This window comes from Arthrobacter sp. FW306-1B-G06A (assembly GCF_058781765.1).
Genome location: NZ_JBYSXB010000039.1, coordinates 21,517 through 35,099, shown reverse-complemented (window position 1 = coordinate 35,099; position 13,583 = coordinate 21,517). Strand labels below are relative to the sequence as shown.

Sequence of the window (13,583 nt, the reverse complement as noted above, 5' to 3'; positions counted from 1 at the left end):
ACGATTAACGCCAGGTCACGTTATTGCGGCGTGAAGAACTGCGGCGTTTTCGGCTAGCCACGCTTGGCGGCGAAGAATCTTGTCCCCGATGCCCTCGTCCCACATCCGTTTCCACCCGCCGCCCTGGGCAAGCGCCCTGTGCCGCATCACATGCCAGGAGCGCTCGGCGGCGTTCCGGGTTACGCCAACAATCTTGGCCCGATCGGCCGGGCCCAAGCCATAGGCGTCCACCAGCATGGCAGCCCGGGAGGCGGCGTCGACTCCGCGCATGACGGGATCGCGGTCGGCGACGGGCATCCACGCGCCCCACCAGAGGAGCAAGTTCGCGACCTCTTCAGACCGGGTCGCGGGGCGCAGCAGATCGAAGTCAATCAGGGCGACGGCGGTGCCGTCCCGGAAGACGACATTCTCCGGGGTGATGTCCATGTGGGCGAGGAATGTCGCCGGTCCCGCGATTGAGCCGGGGCACCCAAGAGGATCAGCGGCGTCGTCCCCGTGTGCCCAGCCGGGTACGCCCAGCGGCTGCACTGCGTCATCGTAGGCCCGCACCAGGCGCGCGACGCTGATGGCACTCGATTCGTCGGCTACCCAGCTTGGCCAGGGACGGCCGGCGGTGTCCCCGGGAACGAAACTCAGGGTGTCCCTGCCGCTTTCGTCGATGCCCAGGAATCGGGGCGCGCCCTGGAAGCCGGCCGATTGGAGGAAATCCAGGAGGCGGCGGACCCGCGGAGAAGTGTCGCCCACAGGGCGCCGCACTGTATCGCCCACCCGGACGAGCCCCTCCGTCACGTCCCCGCCAAGTAGCGGAACGGCAAGTTCCTGCTGCCCGGGCTCGACGTACGGACGGGTATCTGTGGTCATCGTCCGATGCTGCCATGGCGGGGTCGACTGCGCCAGCCGGTGTGGTCAGGGCAAGGGCACCGGCCCACGCGGTAGTGTCATCAGCGATGGAAGATCTGGGCGGCACCGTACTGACAGCGGCTGGAGCCTTCGCGGCGACCAATCTTGATGACCTCCTGGTCTTGTCCGTTCTTTTCCTGTCAGCCAGGACGCGCCCGGTGCCCAGACTCTGGAGAATCTGGGTAGGTCAATACCTCGGCATTGGAATACTGACCGGTGTGGCGGGCGCGGCCGCGTTGGCGCTAACTCCCGTCCCGGTTGAGTGGGTTGGTTTCCTGGGTCTGGTGCCGCTTGTCTTGGGCTGCTACGCCTTGATTAAGGTTTCCCGCCCGTCCGGAGATCCACCGAAGCCCCGTTCGCTGACCGTGCCCGTGGTTGTCGCGGTGACAGTTGCCAACGGTGGAGACAACATCTCGGTCTACATTCCACTGTTCCATTCGCTGGGACCGACTGCTTCGGTCGTGACGGGGCTGACTTTCGCGGTGCTGGTGGCGGTGTGGTGTGCCGCCGGTTACTGGCTGACAGCCCACCCGAAGGTGGGCGCGTTCTGCCGGCGGGCCGGAAACTGGGCTATTCCCGTGGTGTATGTGGCGCTTGGGCTCACCATCATTGTCCGCTCCGGAATCATTGCGCTGCTGTTCCAGCGCTGATCTTCGTAGCATGCAGGGTTCTCCCATCCGGAACTGATATGACTGCGGGTGGGTTTCATCCGGAAGCGCGCAGGAGGATTGGCAGGATATGTTCCGAGGTTCGTTTGTTGTAGGCGCTCTGGTTCTGCTTTTCGGGGCAGCGGCCGTGTTGGGGTTCGGAGCCATCTTCCGGGCCAAGAGTGTCGCGGCCCGGATTGACGCCGTAGCCGCCGGGATATTGGCCGCCGCAATGGCGGCGGTAGGGCTCGGGTGGGCTCCGCTCGGTGTGGTCCCGCTGGGAGCGGCGACTGGCGTTGTCTTCCTCTTGTCCGTCGTGAGGATCGTGTACCAAGGGCCACGGGCAGCGGGAGCCGCCGGAGCCGGGCGGTGGTCGGCGATCTATGGCGCAGCGGTGGCAGCCCTCTCGGGCTGGGTGCTGCTCTCCGCGTCGAGTGGAGCCGGATCGGTGTCGGATCATCCAGGACACCAACTGGGCATCATTCTCGCCGACATCATGGGCGCGATCCTCATGCTTTTCGCCGCCACGGGTTGGCTGTTGGGCACGTTCGCGATGCCGGCCGAGAGTAAATCGCACGCCGTACCCCGATTGAAGGGTGTCCGCGAGGCGTTGGTGGCAGCTGGACTTGCCGTAGCGTTGTACGCGATCTCCTAAGCCCGGTGCCGCCCGGAACCACCTGGCGGCGGATTTAGAATGGAGCCATGATCGATATTTCGGTCGAGAAGGTAGCTCTTCTCCTGATCATTGCCGTTTTGGTCCTTGGACCCACCAAGCTTCCGGAGTACGCGAGGAAGCTGGGGCGGCTTATCCGCGAACTGCGGCGCATGGCTTCCGGAGCGCAGGAAAAGCTTCGCCAGGAGCTCGGTCCGGAATTCGAGGACATCGATTGGCGGAAAATGGATCCGCGCCAATACGATCCTCGCCGCATCATCCGTGAAGCCCTCCTCGAGGACGAGCCGCTTCCTGAGCCTGCCATCCCAACCCAGCCCCAGACCCCTGGACAGCCTCCTGCCCGCCCGGTTGTGCGGTTGGCGGCCGGGCAGAAGGCCCCTTTCGACGACGAGTCCACCTGATCCGTTAGTCGAGGCGCGGTGTGCGCGGGGGAGCGGTGCGGCGCTCGCCTGTTCCTTCGAAGGCCGCGGCCAGTGTCAGCAGTGCGGTGTCGTCGTACGCGCGGCCGGCGAACGTGAGCCCCACGGGCATGCCGATATCGCTCATAGTTCCCATCGGTACGGTGACTGTCGGGATCCCCAGGTGCCGGGGGACGAGGTTGCCGTTGGCCACCCAGACGCCGTTGCGCCAGCCGAGATCGGCTGAGGATTCGTTGACGTCCATGTCGGCCGGGCCGACGTCGGCTGCCGCGGGGAAGATGACCGCATCCAGGCGGAGGCCGTCCATCCACTCCTCAAGGTCAACCCGCCGGGTCTCTTCGAGTCCGTGCAGTCCTTCTTCGAGGGACGGGATGTCGGTGACGGAGGCAACCCCGTGCAAGCGGATGTGCGCCGGGTAGTCGGCGATATCGTCGTCGAACCCGTCATAACGGTCCGGGAGCGCGCCTTCCGGATGCGGGAAGATCGCAGCGCCGTCGACGTCGGCCAGGCTGTTGAGCGACGGATCCCCGTTGGCGGAGAGGAAGTCGTCCCAGGCCCAGGCCGAGAGATCGACGATTTCGCGCTTGAGGAAGTCCGGGCTCACCAGTCCGCGGGTGGCGATGGTGGGCGCCCCCGGGCGGTCGCCTTCGTAGTTGGAAACCACGGGGAAGTCCACCAGCACCACGTCGGCGCCGGCGGCTTCGAGGTCGCGCCGGGCTGCCTCCCACAGTGCCATGACGGAATCGCGCGTCTGGATTCGTTGACCGGTGGGTCCGCCGATGCCGGGAGTTTCGCTGGTGCCGGCGTCGGGGTCCGCGTTGATGTACATGCGCGGCACCCCGAAGCGCTTGCCCCTCAACGCTGAGCGGGCGCCGTCTACGTTGGATGGTGCCAGCGCAGGGTAGGAGGCCGGACGGACCTGGGACGCGGCCGGGATCTGGACCCAGGGCTGCGCGCGCCAGAAGTCGCCGCGGGTTTCGGCGTCGTCGGCCACAATGACATCGAGCAGTTCCAAAAGATCCGCCATGGACCGGGTGTGCGGCACCACGACGTCCATGGTGGGGACCAGCGGCCAGTTCCCGCGCACCGAAATGACCCCGCGAGACGGTGTGTACGCGCACAAGGCATTGTTCGACGCCGGCGCGCGGCCGCTGGACCAGGTCTCCTCGCCCAGGCCGAAGGCTCCGAAGCTCGCGGCGGTAGCGGTTCCGGAACCGTTCGAGGACCCGGAGCCGAAAGCGGCGGTGAGGAAATCGCCGTTGTACGGGCTTTCGGCGCGTCCATAGACGCCGCGCTGCATGCCGCCGTTGGCCATGGGCGGCATGTTGGTCAGGCCGATGAGCACGGCCCCTGCCGCGCGGAGGCGTTCGATGGTGAAGGCATCGCGTTGCGCGATGAGGTTTTTGAACGCGGGGGAGCCAGCGGCGGCCGTGAGCCCTCTGGCCAGGTAGCTGTCCTTGGCGGTGTAGGGAATGCCGTCGAGGGGCCCGAGGGTGGTGCCGCTTGCCCGGCGCACGTCGGAGGCCCGGGCATCGGCGAGTGCGTCGGGGTTCATCACCACCAGTGCGTTCAGCGTGATGCCGTTGCGGTCGTAGGCGTCGATGCGGTCAAGGTACGCCTGGGTGAGTTCCCGGCTGGTCACCGTGCCGGCTTCCAGGGCGGTGCGCAACTGCGCGATGGAGGCCTCGACGACGTCGAAGCGGCTCATCGTGCCACCGGCCCGTTGAGTGTGGGCTGCTGCTGCGTGATGCAGTGGATTCCCCCGCCCCGGGCGAGGATTGGCCGGGCGTCCACGGTCACGACCCGGCGGCCCGGGTAGGCCTCGGCCAGGATTTCCGCGGCCAGGGCGTCAGCGCGCTCTTCGCCATAGCCGCATGCGATCACGCCGCCGTTGACTACGAGGTGGTTGACATAGCTCCAATCGACGAAGCCTTCTTCGTCGCGGAGGGTCTCAGGCGCGGGAAGCAGCGTGATCTCGAACGGCTTGCCAGCCGCGTCTTGCTGGGTTTCGAAGAACCGCTGCAGGGTGCGGCTGACCTCGAAGTCGGGGTGGCCCGGGTTGGTCTGCGAGTGCAGCAGGACCCGGCCGGGAGAGGGAAGGGTGGCCACCATGTCGATGTGGCCGCGTGTGCCGAGGTCCTCGTAGTCACGGGTGAGACCGCGCGGTACCCACACGGTGTGGGTCGTGCCCAGGGTGCGCGACAGTTCCGCTTCGACCCGTGCCTTGTCCGCGTAAGGGTTTCGGTGTGGATCGAGCTGAACGGTTTCGGTAACGAGGACGGTGCCTTCGCCATCGACGTGGATGGCCCCGCCTTCGTTGACCAGCAAGGAAGTGACCAGTTCAGCGCCGGACTCTTCGGCGACAAAACGGGCCATGCCGGCGCTCTTCTGCCATTCGGACCAGGCCGGGGCGCCCCAGCCGTTGAAGATCCAGTCAACTGCGCCGAGCACTCCGGGCCGTTCGTCGTCGACGACGAAGGTGGGTCCGACGTCGCGCATCCAGAATTCGTCGAGGGGAGCCTCAAGCTGTTCGATTCCGGCGCCGAGCATCCGGCTGGCCCTGTCCCGTTCGCTGGGGTCGACCACCATGGTGACGGGTTCGAACTCGGACACCGCATGCGCGACGGCGGTCCAGGCCGCGTACGCTTCTTCCGCCGAAGCGGCGTCGTCGCCCAAGGTCAGGCCAGTGCGGGGGAACGCCATCCAGGTGCGCTCATGGGGTGCGGTTTCGGCTGGCATTCTCCAGGCCATGGAAGTCTCCTCCGTGTTGTGAGGTGAAATGTGGTGTGAGGTGTCATTTCTTATTGATCGCATGATCAACAACAGGAAAACTACTTTAGACTGTTGTGTGATGTCAAGCACCATACAGAAACGCGCTGCGCGGAAGACGCCGGCCGAACGCGCGGCCGAAATAGCCGAGGCCGCCAAGGAAATAGCGCTTGAGCAGGGGCTTTCCGCCATTACGCTGCGGAACGTTGCAGCGCGGGTAGGGGTGGCCTCGGGCCTCGTCGCGCATTATCAGCCCAACGCGGAGGCCTTGGTGGCGGGGATCTTCTCGACCATCGTGGCGGCGGAGACCGAGGAGGTTGCCGGCCTTCTGGAGGCGCAGCCGACTCCCTTGGAACAGCTCGGCATGCTCCTTGAAACGCTCATGGACAGCAGCCGCCTGGACGTCACAGCCATCTGGGTGGAGGCATGGACCCTGGGGCGCCGGAACGAGGCGCTCGCAGCCTGCGTCCGTGAGCAGATGGATGCATGGCAGGCCGTGGTGCAGCGCGTGGTCGAAGCGGGGATCGACGCCGGTGAGTTCGACACGTTCGACGCTCCGTCTGTGGCCTGGCAGATCCTGGGCATGGTGGACGGACTGAACGCCCAGGCGCTGGTGCGCTGGGACGGCGTCAGCGACCGCGGAACGCACCTGGCCCGCGCAGTGGAGGGCATGGTGGGTGCGGCCCGCGGTTCGCTGTTGCCGGGCGGCGTCCAGCACACCGGGATGACCCCAAGTCCGGATTCTTAGTTCGGCAGGTAGTGTTCCAGCCGCTCGAACTCCGGTTGCGAAAGCTCGCTCCCGACGGCGGCGGCCCCCACCGCGCAGGCCGCCGCGAGGCTGCTTTCCTCGTCTAGGCCCGACGCAAGTGCGAGGACGAGCGCCGCACAGAAGGCGTCGCCGGCCCCCACGCTGTTGACGACGCTCGTCCTCGTCGCGGGCGCATGGGCAGTCTTGACCCCTTGCGTGTACATCGACGCCCCGCCCGCACCATACGTCACGGCCACGCGTTTGGCGTTTCGAAGCTGGGGGATGAGCTCGTACTCCGACTCGTTGACGATCACCAGATCGCACCGTTCAAGAAGCGCTGCCGGGAGTGCCTGTGCCGGGGCCGCGTTGAGGGCGAAGAACCCGGTGGTGCGGCGCGCGGCTTCCAGTACGGTTTCGACGGCGATCTCAAGCTGTGCGAGTACCGGCCCGCCATCCGAGAAATCAGCGCGTTCCAGCGAAACCATGGCGTTGGCTCCAGGAGCCACGGCGATCTGGTTTTCGCCCTCGCTGTCGATCACGATCAACGCGGTGCCGGTCGGCGCTGAAACCTGCTCCACTGCCGAAGTGTCAACCCCTGCCCGGTCCAGGGCCTCCGTCAGAAGCCGGCCATCCGGATCCGCGCCGACTGCGCCCACCATGCGGGCGGCACCGGCGAGCCGGGCAGCTGCCGCGGCCTGGTTGCCTCCCTTTCCGCCGGGCTGCCGGGTGAGCGTGCCGCCGCCGATGGTTTCACCGGGGGACGGCAAGCGATGGACGCGGCACGTGAGATCGACGTTGAGGCTGCCGACAACAGTGAGCGTGCTGGGGTGGGGCATGAGTTGTCCTTCGGGTGGTGCTGGATTGCGGGGTCGGGTTTCTGGCCTAGTGCCAGAAGCCACGGTGGACTTCTGTCGCCTCGGGAAGCGGAACCGGGCCGGTCACGGCGACGGTGTTGCCGCCGTGGGCAAGGACTTCGCGGCAGGGCAGGTCAAGGGTGGGCACGCCCGACTGCTCGGTGACGATCGAGGCAAGGTCCTTCTCGGACAAGGCATAGACCACGCGCCCGATTCCCGCCCAATAGATGGCACCGGTGCACATGGCGCATGGTTCGGTGCTCGTGTACAAAGTGCTGCCGGCCAGTGCCGCGGCATCGAGCTTCCTGGCGCTCAATCGGACCAAATTGGTCTCGGCATGCCCGGTGGGATCGTGTTCCGTGTTGACGGTATTCATGGCTTCCACGAGGGTTCCGTCCGGGGCCAACAGGAGTGCACCGAACGGGTGGTCGCCGCGATCCCGGGCAGCCCGCGCGAGCGAAATGGCGCGGTGCAGGAACTCAAGGTCGGCCTGGCTTGGCTTGGCGGGTAACGAAGTGTTCATCAAAAGCCCCTTCAGTTCGCTGTTGGCAGGGACAGGATCCGCTCCAAGAGGTGTGCCGCGGCGTCGCCCTTGACGGACAGCACAACCCGCGATGCCCGGTCCGGCACCTCCCGCACGCCGGCGGCTTCGCCGTCGAGCCGCTCACAGCGGGTCTTGCCGTGAGCCTCACCCTTACTCGTATCCACGGAAATTCCAACGTACGGGGCGTCGTCGAGCTCGAGGGCACCCACGGCGATTGCGGCCGCCAGCGGATCGTGGAGGGCGGCGCAGTGTTCACCGAAAATCGTGTTGTAGAAGGCGAAGTACTGGACGAGCATGCCCGACAGTGCGCTGGCCACCGGATGTCCGGCAGTTCCGAGCGCCGCACGATGGGCCTCATCGAAGCGGTGGTTCATGGTGACATCCAGGGGCACCAACGTGACCGGCCAGTCGGCTTCCATCACCACGGCCGCGGCCTCGGCGTCGTTGAAGATGTTGGCCTCGGCGACGGGGCTGATGTTGCCCGGCACAAACGCGGCTCCGCCCATGATCGTGACATCGCGGACGAGTGCCGGGAGGTTCGGGTCCAGCTGCAGCGCGAGGGCCAGATTGGTGAGCGGGCCTACGGCGATGACGCGCAATTCACCCGGATACTCGTTGGCGAGCCGCACCAGAATCTCCGCGGCAGTCTCTGGTTCCACCGTCAGTCCGGCGTCTTCCAAGGTGATCCCGCCGATGCCGTTCTCGCCGTGAACGTGCGGCGCCCCGCCGTCGAACGTCCCCATGAGGGGATCGTGGGCACCCACGGCAACCGGGATCCCGGCCCGGCCCGCAGCATGGAGCAGATTCAAGGTGTTGACGGCCCCGGTTGCGGCGCTGACGTTGCCGCTGACGGTTCCGATCCCGGCCAGCTCCACCTCTGGGCTGGCCAGGAGATAGGCGATGGCCAGGGAATCGTCGATGCCGGTATCGCAATCGAGGTAGAACGGCTGCGGTGTGGTGGTGGTCATGGTGCTCCTTCGGGGTTTTGGTGACGTGGGTTCGGGCTTAAGCATGGGCGGCGACGGCGGCAGGTGCCGCTGCGGCGCTCGCAGCGACAGGGCGGAGGATCAGGGAAGCAGCAAAAGCCGCCAGGGCGAAGCCTGCCGAGATCCACAGGGCAGTTTGGTAACCGGCGATGGTTCCGGCGGCGACGGCGGGTGCGACGACGGCGATTCCCACACTGGCTCCGATTCCAAAGCATGCTCCATTCAGGCCGGGCACGGAACCGGGCGCCGATTTGGGTGAATTCAGCACGGCGATCCCGCTGACGGTGCTCTGGAACTGGCCGAGATAAAGGACTCCCATGATGATCAGCAAGGCGAAGACCATCCAGCGGTCCGCGGCAAAGATTGCCACCGCGACTGCCGCGACGACGATCAGCCCGCTGCTGATCCGCAGGGCCTTGAACCAGCCGATGCGCTGCGCGAACCAGCCGGAGAACACCGCAGTGAGCACACCCACGAACGCTGTAGGCGTCAGGTACAGGAGGGCTGACATGGAGGCGGATAGTCCGTATCCCGCGTGTGCGTCCTGGCTGAGGAGGATCACGGTGAAGTTCAACGCCGAGAAGATACCGGCAAGGGTCAGCACGGTGCTCGCCAAAACCGGCCATACCTGGCGGGATCGCAACTGTTCGATGGCGATCAGGGGACGCGCAACCCTCTTTTCCACGGCCACGAACGCCAGCCCGGCAATCACGGCGCCGGCGAGATATCCAAGGGTCCAGATATCGCCCCATCCGGACGTGGAAGCCTGTCCGATCAGGTTGCTCAAGAGAACCAGGAACGTGCCCAGGGTGCCCGCGCCCCACCAGTCCATGCGTCCTTCCCGTGTCCGGGCGGCCCTTTTCGGGACGACGACGGCGACCAACACGATCGCCAGCACGCCCACACCGAGGACAAGGACAAAGAGGAACTGCCAGCCGATGGTGTCGGTGATGAAACCGCCCAGGAAGCCGTCGAGTCCGCCGATGCCGCCGTTGACCGCCGAAATGACGCCGACGGAAATGCCGAAGAGGCGTTTGCTGAAGCGCTCCGACAAGAGCAGGAAGGAAATGGTGAACGTGGCGCTCGTGGCACTTTGCAGGACACGGCCCACGAGAAGGATGGTCAGGTTCGGCGCCCACAGGCATAGGACCGTGCCGCACAACATCATCGAGAGGACGATCAGCAAGGTGCGGCGGCGTCCCAGGAAGTCGCTCCATCGCGAAAGCGCCATGCCCAGGACGGCGCCGGTCAGGAAGAACAGCGACTGGACTTTGGCCACGTTTTCGGTGGATTCCTGGAAATGGGCAGCCATGGCCGGCAGGGCCGCCGAGAACAGGCTGGCGTTGAGCTGGTAACTGAGGATCGAAAGGATGAGCGTGGCGATGAGGACGGGCACTCGCGCTGCTTTTCGCCGAAGGGGGAGCCCTGGGGTGCTGGTGGCTTGGGTGGTCATGGACAAACTTCCTTGTTTGAAACAAAACGGCTTCTGGGGGCGGCTCGATGCAGGTGTGGCGCAGAGCACAGGATGGCTTATATGTGCATCATACACGCTTGTTATACAAGCTCGGAATACCCATCGCGTAAACTCTGAACATCGACGAAGGGAGCCATCTTGGACCGCAGCGCTGAAGCCGTTCTGTCGGAGCCGTTGGATGCCACCGCCAACATCCCGCTCCGTGTTGCCGTGTACTCGCGCATCATGAACGCCATCAGGGCGGGGCACTTCCCCGTTTCCTCGCTATTGCCTTCGGAAACGGACCTGGGTTCGGCAATGAAGGTCAGCCGGACAGTAGTCCGTGAGGCGCTCATGCTCCTCGAGGAAGACGGCTATGTGCGGTCCCGCCGGGGCATTGGACGGTTTGTGGCCACGCGCCTGCCGCGGGTCGGCCTGGAGCGGATCAGGCCCATGGAGGAGATTCTCGCTGAGGCCGGATCCGCTATCCAGGTCAGCCGGACGCAGCACGTACTGCACCCGTCGTCGTCGGTGTTTACCGCAGAGCCCCTCGGAATCCGCGAAGAGGAGCCCTCCTGGTTCTTCGAGAGCGTCCTCACACGGGACGGCTCTCCTATCGCCTTGGTCCAAGAGCACGTCGCAAGCGAGGGGGGTCTCATCGATCGTGACCCTGAAGCGGCACGCGCCATTGTGGACGACGTCGGGCGCGAGGCCACGCTGCTGGCTAACTTGATCTCGGCTGTTGGCCCGGCCTTTGGTCCCGGCGAGACCGACATCGCAGCAGGCACCCCGGGCGTCGCGCGCGGCGAGCTGCTTGAGCTGGATGCCCAGGACCCGGTGCTGATCCTGACCCAGACCGTGGAGCACTCCGGCCAGGTCGTCTACCTGGCCAAGACACTGGTCAACACCGGAGTGGTCCAGATCGGAATCATCCAGGGAACCTAACGGGCGGGCACCCAACTGACTCGCAGTAGATGTCGTTTTGAGGGCCTATAACGACACCTGCTGCTAGTCAGTTGGGGACTTGCGGGGCGAGGGTGGCCGTGGGGACTAGTTGGCTGGGCGGACGGCTCGTCCCGCGGCTGCGATTACCAGCTTCTCCGGGAGCAGCTTGACTGCCACCCGGGCAACAAAGGAGTTGAGCCGGCCATCCACGACGCTCGGCTTGTTCCCGCGGATCGCGGACATGGCGGTGTCCACCACCTGCTCCGGGGTCCGCAAGGATCCGGCGGCTGCTGCCTCGCCGGCGATGTCAAAGAAGGGCGTGTCCGTAGCCCCCGGGCAAACGGCAAGGACCTTCACGCCCGTTCCTTGAGTCTCCGCCCACAGCGCTTGGGTGAAGGAGAGCACAAACGCCTTCGTCGCGCCGTAGACGGCCATGTGGGGTATCGGCTGGAATGCGGCCGTACTCGCGATGTTGATGATGGCCCCCGAGCCGCGCTCAGCCATACCAGGCAAGTAGCGTGTGCTGGTACCGACCAAGGTGGAGCAGTTCAACTGGATCTGTTCGGCGTAGCGGTCGGCGTCCGCTTGGACGACTTGTCCGTGTGTTCCGAATCCCGCGTTGTTGACCAGGATGTCCACTGTGAGTCCCAGCGAATCGGTGGCGAGCTGGAGTTCCTTTGCGGAGTCCGGAAGGCTCAAGTCCATGGCAAGGACGGTCACTTCGGTGCCGTGCCCGCGGAGTTCAGCCGCAAGCGCGTCAAGTTTGTCCTGGCTGCGCGCAACCAGGATCAAGCGTGCGCCCTCAGCGGCAAGTCTGCGGGCGAAGACCGAACCAATGCCCGTAGAGGCTCCAGTGATGAGGGCTGTTTTGGCTGAAATGTTCATTTTCTTCTCCTACGTTCCGACTGTTAATAAACTGACTGTGCGGTTTGTTTTTTGCCCACGAGTCGAAGCCTCAGGCTCGTGGCCCGCTGCATTACTGGCTGGAAATGAACTGCTGCTCGAGGAATTGCAACAGCAGGTTCGCGCGTCTCTCGAAGGCATCGAGATCTTTGGGGTCAAGGGCATCGGTGACCGACTTCAACCCGTCGAATGCGGCCACGATAACCGTTGCCGCGTCGCCGGGATCGCCTGAAAACGCCAGGACGCCGCTTGCGCGGCCCCTTTGAAGGATGCCGGCCACGAGATCCACCCATGCGGCCAGGGGAGAGGCGCCACCGGGGTGCTCCTTCGTGGATGCCAGTTGATTCGCCAAATGCACCACGCCCCACGCGGAAGAGTCGCTCAGGACTGTTCTGACCATGAACTCCCCGAGGCTGCGCAACTCCTCCAGCGGGTTGTTCTTGCTCAGAATTTCTTCTTGCACGCGACGCAGCCAACGTGACTTTTGCTCGTCGACGACGGCCTGGGCCAACATTGCTTTCGAAGAGAAGTGGAAGTAGATGGCTCCCTTCGTGAGCCCGACTTCGCGGATGATGTCGTCCATCCGGGTCTGCTCGAACCCCTTGCGCGCAAAAACGTCCGCGGCAACTCGAAGGATCTCATTCCGTGTGGCCGCGCCCTTGGGCGTACTGCCTGTGTCGCCGAACTCCATATTGCCACGTTACAAACCGACCAGTAGGTATGTCAATCTGGGTAGTTCGCCGGCTTCGATCATCCGATGGGCACAGCGTGCCGATAGGATTTGGTCGTTTAATAAGGGGCGCAACAGTAGCGATCGCTGCTCTGGCAGATTTTGGGAGGAGTGGGGGGACCCAATGCGCGATGAAGCGCTCTTCGAGGCTTCCGTCAAGCGGGAGCTCGTTCATAAGCGCTCCGTTTCGGAAGTCTTCTTGACTGACTTTGTCCAAACAAGTTCAAGGCGGTTCATTGCGGGAGCGCAGTGGCCGCGATGGCACGTTTTTTATGGGTCGCCGGACGGTTCGCCTGATTCGGCGCTCATGGCTGAGACATTGAGGCAGGCGGTAATCTTCATGTCCCATTTGTGCGGAGTGCCCTTGACCCACAAGTTCCTCATGCCGTACATGAGCATCTCGGTAGAAGCCGCGCTCCTGGATCCCTTGGTACCTGCGCAAGTTGCGGTCGAACTTGACGTGAAGGATATGAAGCTCAGTGGAGGGCAGTTGTCCGCCCTGACTGTCACTGCTCGGTTCGTTGTTGACGGCACTCCCATAGGGGAAGGGGCCGCGGCGGCCCGCATTGTGAATCCTGCGACGTACCAGCGATTGCGCGGGGCGGTCCCCACTGTATTGCCGGCCGCTGGAGAAGACTTGCTGGCGTGTGCCGACGTCGGGCATGCCACCCAGCGGAACGTGATGCTCGGGCCAAGCTCGCGCCCCTTCGTCTGGCCGCTGCGGGTTGACCCAACCCACCCCATCTTCTTTGACCATCCGCTGGACCACGTCCCGGGAATGCTCTTGGTGGAGGCCGCAAGGCAGGCTGCGCGCGCAGCGTGTTCCCGGCCGGATGTCGATTTTGCCCTGTTTGAGGCGGAATTCATGAAGTTGGTTGAGTTCAGCTATCCCGTGGATGTTGTTGTGACTCGACTCGAATCACATGCCGCCCATGGTGTGATGAGAGTCCGGTTGTTGCACGAAGAAGAGACTCTGATGTCCTTGGTGGCTCGGGTCAAAACGCCGCATTGA

Annotated in this window: 15 protein-coding genes; 6 read left to right on the top strand and 9 right to left on the bottom strand. The window is 64.8% G+C overall.

Features of this window, described 5'->3' with window-relative positions; translation table 11 throughout:
* Positions 1–15: 15 nt before the first annotated feature.
* Positions 16–861, bottom strand: a complete 846-nt coding sequence (locus AC3WJM_RS18265; protein WP_492272587.1) for a phosphotransferase — start codon at positions 859–861, stop codon at positions 16–18.
* Between the two features lie 14 nt (positions 862–875).
* Between AC3WJM_RS18265 and AC3WJM_RS18260 the strand changes: the two genes are divergently transcribed.
* The 3 genes from AC3WJM_RS18260 (at position 876) to AC3WJM_RS18250 (ending at position 2,621) form a co-directional block, all read left to right on the top strand.
* On the top strand, positions 876–1,550 hold the full coding sequence (locus AC3WJM_RS18260; RefSeq protein ID WP_492272586.1) for a cadmium resistance transporter: 675 nt from the start codon (positions 876–878) through the stop codon (positions 1,548–1,550).
* 88 nt (positions 1,551–1,638) lie between these two features.
* A complete protein-coding gene (locus tag AC3WJM_RS18255) occupies positions 1,639–2,202 on the top strand; it encodes a hypothetical protein (protein WP_492272585.1) in 564 nt (187 codons plus the stop codon).
* Between the two features lie 47 nt (positions 2,203–2,249).
* Entirely contained in the window at positions 2,250–2,621 is a 372-nt protein-coding gene (locus tag AC3WJM_RS18250; protein WP_332602078.1) for a sec-independent translocase, read from the top strand.
* Between the two features lie 4 nt (positions 2,622–2,625).
* On the opposite strand, the gene AC3WJM_RS18245 is transcribed toward AC3WJM_RS18250, so the two are convergent.
* A complete protein-coding gene (locus AC3WJM_RS18245) occupies positions 2,626–4,347 on the bottom strand; it encodes an amidase (RefSeq protein WP_492272584.1) in 1,722 nt (573 codons plus the stop codon).
* The gene (locus AC3WJM_RS18240; protein ID WP_492272583.1) at positions 4,344–5,390 is read right to left on the bottom strand and encodes an agmatine deiminase family protein; all 1,047 of its coding nucleotides are present in this window, start codon (positions 5,388–5,390) and stop codon (positions 4,344–4,346) included. Before AC3WJM_RS18240 ends, AC3WJM_RS18245 begins: the two co-directional genes overlap by 4 nt.
* Before the next feature lie 100 nt (positions 5,391–5,490).
* Between AC3WJM_RS18240 and AC3WJM_RS18235 the strand changes: the two genes are divergently transcribed.
* Positions 5,491–6,156 carry a TetR/AcrR family transcriptional regulator gene (locus tag AC3WJM_RS18235; protein ID WP_492272582.1) on the top strand — a complete coding sequence of 222 codons (666 nt, stop codon included), beginning with the start codon at positions 5,491–5,493 and terminating at the stop codon, positions 6,154–6,156.
* Here AC3WJM_RS18235 and AC3WJM_RS18230 read toward each other — a convergent pair.
* Genes AC3WJM_RS18230 through AC3WJM_RS18215 form a run of 4 tightly spaced genes read right to left on the bottom strand, consistent with a single transcriptional unit; the run spans position 6,153 to position 9,993 of the window.
* Positions 6,153–6,992 (bottom strand): PfkB family carbohydrate kinase, encoded by an 840-nt coding sequence (locus tag AC3WJM_RS18230; RefSeq protein WP_492272581.1) that lies wholly within the window; start codon positions 6,990–6,992, stop codon positions 6,153–6,155. The genes AC3WJM_RS18235 and AC3WJM_RS18230 overlap by 4 nt on opposite strands.
* A 46-nt stretch (positions 6,993–7,038) precedes the next feature.
* Entirely contained in the window at positions 7,039–7,533 is a 495-nt protein-coding gene (locus tag AC3WJM_RS18225) for a nucleoside deaminase (protein ID WP_284988296.1), read from the bottom strand.
* Between the two features lie 11 nt (positions 7,534–7,544).
* On the bottom strand, positions 7,545–8,522 hold the full coding sequence (locus tag AC3WJM_RS18220) for a nucleoside hydrolase (protein ID WP_492272580.1): 978 nt from the start codon (positions 8,520–8,522) through the stop codon (positions 7,545–7,547).
* Between the two features lie 37 nt (positions 8,523–8,559).
* Entirely contained in the window at positions 8,560–9,993 is a 1,434-nt protein-coding gene (locus AC3WJM_RS18215) for an MFS transporter (RefSeq protein WP_284988294.1), read from the bottom strand.
* A gap of 159 nt (positions 9,994–10,152) precedes the next feature.
* On the opposite strand from AC3WJM_RS18215, the gene AC3WJM_RS18210 reads away from it, so the two are divergent.
* Complete coding sequence (locus AC3WJM_RS18210) at positions 10,153–10,938, top strand: GntR family transcriptional regulator (RefSeq protein ID WP_492272579.1); 786 nt, start codon at positions 10,153–10,155, stop codon at positions 10,936–10,938.
* A gap of 105 nt (positions 10,939–11,043) precedes the next feature.
* Here AC3WJM_RS18210 and AC3WJM_RS18205 read toward each other — a convergent pair whose 3' ends face one another.
* The gene (locus tag AC3WJM_RS18205) at positions 11,044–11,823 is read right to left on the bottom strand and encodes an SDR family NAD(P)-dependent oxidoreductase (protein ID WP_284988292.1); all 780 of its coding nucleotides are present in this window, start codon (positions 11,821–11,823) and stop codon (positions 11,044–11,046) included.
* Positions 11,824–11,914: 91 nt separating this feature from the next.
* Positions 11,915–12,532 (bottom strand): TetR family transcriptional regulator, encoded by a 618-nt coding sequence (locus AC3WJM_RS18200; RefSeq protein WP_059389342.1) that lies wholly within the window; start codon positions 12,530–12,532, stop codon positions 11,915–11,917.
* Between AC3WJM_RS18200 and AC3WJM_RS18195 the strand changes: the two genes are divergently transcribed.
* Positions 12,414–13,583, top strand: coding sequence for a ScbA/BarX family gamma-butyrolactone biosynthesis protein (locus AC3WJM_RS18195; protein WP_492272594.1), 1,170 nt, complete (start codon positions 12,414–12,416; stop codon positions 13,581–13,583). The two genes, AC3WJM_RS18200 and AC3WJM_RS18195, sit on opposite strands and share 119 nt — an antisense overlap.